Consider the following 6,000-nt stretch of genomic DNA (forward strand, 5'->3'; position numbering starts at 1 on the left):
TCAATCCTTATTTTTTTGTCATAAATAAAGGAAAATGTCCAAGCAGTTTTGAACTTCTGAAAAATTCAAGCATGGTGCATCACTCCTGCCTCTCTTTATTATGTATAGTAGGTAATACGAATCAATAAAGGAAAAGTTTCACAATTTTAGATGATTTTACGAAATAATGCCATAAAAAAATGCCATAGCCCTGTAGCTATAGCACCTTACTGAATCATATTCAAAAACTTCTTTGTTCGTTCTTCTCTTGGATTCGTAAAAATCTCTTCGGGCTTGTTTCTTTCCACAATCACGCCACCGTCCATAAAAATAACTTCATCGGCCGCTTCACGGGCAAAGCGCATTTCATGGGTCACCACGATCATGGTCATTCCTTCCTGAGCAAGATCCTTCATGACCTTTAAAACCTCTCCCACTAGTTCTGGATCAAGGGCTGAGGTTGGTTCATCAAACAGCATGACCTCTGGTTCCATCGCTAATGCCCGGGCAATACCGACACGCTGCTGCTGCCCACCTGAAAGCTGTGCTGGGTAGTAATCAACCTTATCACCAAGACCAACTTTTTCAAGTAGTGCTCGTGCTTTTTTCCGGGCTGCCTCTTTACTCTCCCCTTTGACAATGATCGGCCCTTCCATGACATTTTGTAGAGCTGTTTTATGAGGAAAGAGATTATAGCTTTGAAATACCATACCAGTTAAGCGTCGAAACGAGGTAATTTGTTTTTTAGGGACACCGTTTGAAAAGTCCAAATTTTGCCCCTCAATAGAAATGGCACCTTTTGTCGGAGTTTCCAACACATTTAAACAGCGTAGCATCGTGGTTTTACCAGAGCCCGACGGACCGATGACAACGACCACTTTTCCTTTTTCAACGACGAGGTCGATCCCTTTTAAGACTTCTAATTGACCAAATTGCTTATATAATCCTTTAATTGAAATCATCGTAAAACTCCCTCATTATGACATGTAACGGTCCAGTCTCTTTTCCATAAACCCTTGAAGAAGAGAGAGGAAAAAGCAAAGTACCCAATAGACAAATGCTGCTTCAGAATAAACTAATAAGAATTCATAATTGGTGGAAGCAATTTCCTGAGCTCTGCGAAACATCTCCGTTACAAGCACAAGCGAAGCAAGTGAGGTATCTTTAACGAGACTAATAAATGTATTTGATAATGGCGGTATGGATACTCTTGTTGCCTGCGGTAGGATGATCCGTTTTAATGCCTGTGTATAGGTCATTCCAATTGAATAACCAGCCTCCCACTGCCCCTTAGGAATCGAGATAATCGCAGCACGAATAATTTCTGAAGCATATGCACCAACACTTAGCGAGAAACCAATGACTGCAGATATAAATGGATCCAGGGTTACGCCTAGATTAGGAAGACCATAAAAAATAATGAATAACTGAACCAGCAAGGGCGTTCCCCGTATCGCTGAGACGTAAACTCTGGCAATCACTTGAAAAATCTTCACCTGTGAAATTCGGGCAAGCGCTGTTAGTACTGCTAGGATAATCCCAATGATAAATGAAATAATCGTTAATGGGATGGTATTCATAACAGCACCCTCCAGCAATGGCTGGAGGGAAGTTTTGGCAATCTCGATTAATCTATCTGCTCTTTCTGGGTCAGGAAAAATACTATTTAAGTACATCTTCACCAAACCATTTCTCAGAGATTTTTTTGTAGGTACCATCATCGACGATCTCTTTTAATACCTTGTTTACTTCGTCAACAAGAGTATCATTTTTCTTTCTAAACATAAACCCACTAGTCGAAGCGTCATCACTAGTTGCCGCTACCTTAACAGGTGCATCGGGTTTATTCTTTTTGAAATCTAAATAAGTTAACTTATCATTAACCGTAACATCCACGCGTTTTTGTGACAGCAATTCCACCGATTGTTGGAATCCTTCTACACCGACAATATTCGCACCAAATTTCTTAGCGATATCGGCATAGTTACTTGTCAAGGACTGAGCAGAGTTTAATCCCTTGATATCTTCAAAGGTTTTTACCTTTGTGTTATCATTACTTACGATTAGTACTGCAGATGATGTAATGTAAGGATCTGAGAAGTCATACTTTTCTTGACGATCAGGACGAATTCCTACTTGGTTAGCCACCATGTCAAATCGCTTCGCATCAAGACCTGCAAACATTGCGTCCCATTGTGTTTCCTTGAATTCAGCTTTTACGCCAAGACGCTTAGCCACTTCTTCTGCAAGTTCAACATCAAAGCCAGTTAAATTGCCGCTTGTATCGTGGAAAGTGAAGGGCGGATATGTACCTTCCGTTCCAATTAAAATCTTTCCATCATCTTTAATCTTTTTTAATAAATCTTGGTCAGCCTTTTCAGCTGTTTTATTGTCTGTTTTATCATTATCTTTGCTAGCATTATCATCTTTACCACATGCTGAAAGAACAAACATAAAGCTTAGTAATAATGCAAACATAACTGTAAGTTTTTTCACGTTCTAAATCCCCCTAATTCTGATTGTTTTTCTTGGATTTAATCATCATAATACACACCATTCCTGATTGTCAAAGAATAGATTGTGAACATTCATGAATATTTTGCCCTTATTCATTAAATCAATGTAAAGAAATCTCGTCAACTAAAAGACCACGATCGGAGCACTCACAACTCCAATTCCAGAAAAAAACCTATCAGATAATCTGATAGGTTACGCGGATAATGCCTTTTTTTCTTCAGCTGCTACTGCCTTTTTCCCTTTTACTAGTGGACTATAGAAGAAAATCCCACTCGCTAATAAAATCATGCCATACGTAAAGGTTTTTAAATCAGCTGTTCCTGCAATAATAACCCAGACAGAATAAATGGTTGATAATAGCGCGACAATTCCATCTGCTATTCTCGATTTAGTAGCGCCATTATACGTCTCCCCAGTAATGACTAGCTTTAACTGATAGACAGAAGATATGAAATACGGTACTAAGTATGCTAGCGTTGCAATAACAATCACAAAATCAAATGCACCGGATATCGACTTTGAAACGGTTGAAAAAATAAACAGCTGTCCTAAACCATTTGAAACCAGCATCGAAAATGAAGGCAATCCTTTTTTGCTTTCTTTTAAGAAGGCAGGTAAGAATAATCCTTGCTTTGCCGCTTGATAAGGGACTTCCGCGCTTAACATGAGCCAGCCAATCGTTGACCCAAACAAACTGATTAACCCGATTGCGGCTAATGCTTTACCACCTATTGGTCCTAATACGGTTTGAATGGCATCAATTAACGGTTTTTCAGAGTGAATGAGTGTATTCTGATCCAGCATTCCCATCACAAGTGTACTAATCCCAATATAAATGCCTAGTGCGATAAACAAGCCAAGAATAGTAGCTCTTTTCACATCTGTTTGTTTTCGAGCCCGTGAAGCAAACACCACCGCTGATTCCACTCCAATAAAGGCCCATAACGTATTGACGGCAGCACTGTTGATTTGGCTCATAATCCCGATCGTATGCCCTGCATCATCCAGTCTTGTTGCCATCAACGGAAGGATATTGCTTTTTTCAAACGCAAATAATCCGACTATGATAAACAAGATAAAGCCTGCAATTTTAGCCGCAGTAGCCATAAAGTTTAATCTTCCTGCGCTTTCCATACCACGTAAGATGATAAAGTGCGTTCCCCACAGAAGAATGGAACAAACCATAAAGGTTAACCCATTTCCCACTTTGACCGTGTAACCTGCAATGGTGAACCATTTGGCACCACTCGTTAATATAGGAAAGAAAGTGGATAAATAGCCTGCGAAGGTTGTGATCATCGCAACGTTTCCGGCTAGATTTCCGATCCAGTACCCCCAGGTTGACATAAATCCTGATAAAGTTGAGGCATGTGAACCTGATTTAAACAGTTCTTTTGCATAAATTTGCGGTCCACCCGTTAAATTTGGTTTCCGGATTGCTAGGTTTCCAAATACAAGTGCCGTCATTAAAACACCTAGTCCCGTTACGAGCCAAGCAGAAATGACACCTGCTGGACTTGCTGCTTCTGATAAAGAGCGCGGAAGCATGAATATACCTGATCCGACCATATTTCCAACGACAAGGGCTGTTAATACCCAAAATCCTAATTTATTTGACTTCCCCAAAGTTTGAACCTCCTTAAGGTGCATTTTATATCGCAAAATAATATTTTTCGACCATCATTTGTGTATAAATATTAATCAACATTATTAAATATAAGGTCTATAAAATGCTTTGTCAATGGAAAATTCTATCCCACTAAAGTATTAGCGAGGTAAAAAATAGCAAAAAAAAGTAGCCAACGGAAACCATAATGGCCTATACATTGAAGATCTGGATTCTTTACGATAAGTTGCTCACGTACCCTGCTATAGGACCCATTATATCCGCTTTTTCTTGTCTATCAAATGAAGGGTTTTTGGAAATATGGATAGATTTATCCATAGGAGGAAAAGTGAATTTAACAGGCACTCTAACACCAACAAATCATAAAAAGGGATTGTCCTTTAAGACAATCCCGTGTTCTTCTTATTTCCACCATTCATCAAACATACTGGCAGGGAGTCTGCGTTTATGTTCTGTCACAAGGTAGCGTTTTTCTACTTTTTCTGCAACTTCAGGACTAACTGACTTCCCTTCAAGATAATCATCCAATTCGTCGTAGCTTATTCCTAATTCTGTTTCATCAGCCTGTCCTGGCTTTTGATCGAGTAAATCAGCTGTTGGAACCTTTAAATACAAACGCTCATCTGCACCAAGCTCCTTTAATAATGCCTTCCCTTGCCGCTTTGTTAACCCTGTTAATGGAAGAACATCGGCACCACCATCTCCATATTTCGTAAAAAATCCTGTTACAGCCTCTGCTGCATGATCCGTCCCAATCACAAGCAATCCTTCCATACCGCCAATCGCATATTGGGCAATCATTCTCATCCTCGCCTTGACATTGCCTTTATGATAATCACGTAACGGCTCCCCAGTATGGCTTGTATCATATTCTTTTTGGACCGCGTCAACCGCTCCTTTAATATTAAAGATCGTCTCTTGATCAGCATGAATAAACGCTAATGACCGTTTGGCATCCTCTTCATCCTGTTGAGTCCCGTATGGAAGCCTGACCGCTATAAATAAAGCATCCTTTCCTGCACTTCTTAGTTCCTCAACAGCTAGCTGTGCAAGTCGTCCGGCGAGCGTTGAATCTTGCCCTCCGCTAATCCCTAGCACATAGCCCTTCGCTTTTGTTTTGACGAGATAGTTTTTTAAAAAATCAATTCGTTTCCGAATCTCCGCCTTTGAATCAATATGTGCAGACACGTTTAATTCCTGCATTATCTGTGTTTGTAAGCTCATTTTATTGACCTCCTACCCAATTAATTGATATATGTAATGTACCACAAATTATTCTTTTTCACTAAATCAGAGAACTTTGCTAGGTGAGATGGGTATAGTAAAAACAGATATCAATGGGGAGTGATTTGAATGGATGCAAAAACATGTAATGAAACAAGGGTAGTGAGAACAAGCAGGATTTTTCCGAATGACGTAAATGACCATAACACTCTGTTTGGCGGAAAGCTGATCAGTGATATCGATATGATAGCCTCCATTTCAGCAACGCGACATTCGAGAGCAGAATGTGTAACAGCTTCGATTGATTCAGTTGATTTCCTTAGCCCAATTACTCCAAAGGATTCCGTTTGCATTGAAACGTTTGTTTCCTCAACCGGGACAACTTCAATGGAGATATTCGCAAAAGTGATTGCGGAAAACCTTTTGTCTGGGGAGAGAAAAATGGCAGCAACTGCCTTTTTAACGTTCGTAGCCTTAGATGCTCAAGGTAAACCAACAAAGGTTCCCAACATTATCCCTGAAACAGACGAGGAAAAGAAACTTTTTGAAACAGGAAAAGAAAGAGCTGAGAAACGGAAAGTACATAGAAAAAGCAGTAAGGAACTAGCGAATGTACTAACCACCCACAAACCTTGGGAATAAGAAAAGCGTAT

The 6,000-nt window shown here is 39.9% G+C and carries 6 protein-coding genes; 1 reads left to right on the forward strand and 5 read right to left on the reverse strand.

Features of this window, described 5'->3' with window-relative positions:
* Window positions 1-206: 206 nt before the first annotated feature.
* The 5 genes from TY15_RS18235 to nadE form a co-directional block, all read right to left on the reverse strand.
* Window positions 207-941 (reverse strand): amino acid ABC transporter ATP-binding protein, encoded by a 735-nt coding sequence (locus TY15_RS18235; RefSeq protein WP_040204061.1) that lies wholly within the window; start codon window positions 939-941, stop codon window positions 207-209.
* Window positions 942-956: 15 nt separating this feature from the next.
* Window positions 957-1,655: an amino acid ABC transporter permease gene (locus TY15_RS18240; RefSeq protein ID WP_040204062.1), complete on the reverse strand. Its 699-nt coding sequence runs from the start codon at window positions 1,653-1,655 to the stop codon at window positions 957-959.
* Window positions 1,642-2,475, reverse strand: a complete 834-nt coding sequence (locus TY15_RS18245) for an amino acid ABC transporter substrate-binding protein (RefSeq protein ID WP_074432838.1) — start codon at window positions 2,473-2,475, stop codon at window positions 1,642-1,644. The genes TY15_RS18240 and TY15_RS18245 overlap by 14 nt, the downstream gene beginning before the upstream one ends.
* A 213-nt stretch (window positions 2,476-2,688) precedes the next feature.
* Complete coding sequence (locus TY15_RS18250) at window positions 2,689-4,146, reverse strand: amino acid permease (protein ID WP_392391442.1); 1,458 nt, start codon at window positions 4,144-4,146, stop codon at window positions 2,689-2,691.
* 379 nt (window positions 4,147-4,525) lie between these two features.
* A complete protein-coding gene (nadE, locus tag TY15_RS18255; RefSeq protein WP_040204065.1) occupies window positions 4,526-5,347 on the reverse strand; it encodes an ammonia-dependent NAD(+) synthetase in 822 nt (273 codons plus the stop codon).
* A gap of 129 nt (window positions 5,348-5,476) precedes the next feature.
* Here nadE and TY15_RS18260 point away from each other — a divergent pair, with 129 nt between their 5' ends.
* Window positions 5,477-5,989 (forward strand): acyl-CoA thioesterase, encoded by a 513-nt coding sequence (locus tag TY15_RS18260; protein WP_040204066.1) that lies wholly within the window; start codon window positions 5,477-5,479, stop codon window positions 5,987-5,989.
* Window positions 5,990-6,000 lie beyond the last annotated feature (11 nt).

It is taken from the genome of Neobacillus jeddahensis (assembly GCF_000612625.1).
Classification (GTDB): domain Bacteria; phylum Bacillota; class Bacilli; order Bacillales; family Cytobacillaceae; genus Neobacillus; species Neobacillus jeddahensis.

Excerpts from the sequence above, each read along its gene's own strand:
- nadE (WP_040204065.1), bottom strand. The coding sequence starts at position 5,347 with ATGAGCTTACAAACACAGATAATGCAGGAATTAAACGTGTCTGCACAT.
- TY15_RS18260 (WP_040204066.1), top strand. The coding sequence starts at position 5,477 with ATGGATGCAAAAACATGTAATGAAACAAGGGTAGTGAGAACAAGCAGG.
- TY15_RS18235 (WP_040204061.1), bottom strand. The coding sequence starts at position 941 with ATGATTTCAATTAAAGGATTATATAAGCAATTTGGTCAATTAGAAGTC.
- TY15_RS18250 (WP_392391442.1), bottom strand. The coding sequence starts at position 4,146 with ATGCACCTTAAGGAGGTTCAAACTTTGGGGAAGTCAAATAAATTAGGA.
- TY15_RS18240 (WP_040204062.1), bottom strand. The coding sequence starts at position 1,655 with ATGTACTTAAATAGTATTTTTCCTGACCCAGAAAGAGCAGATAGATTA.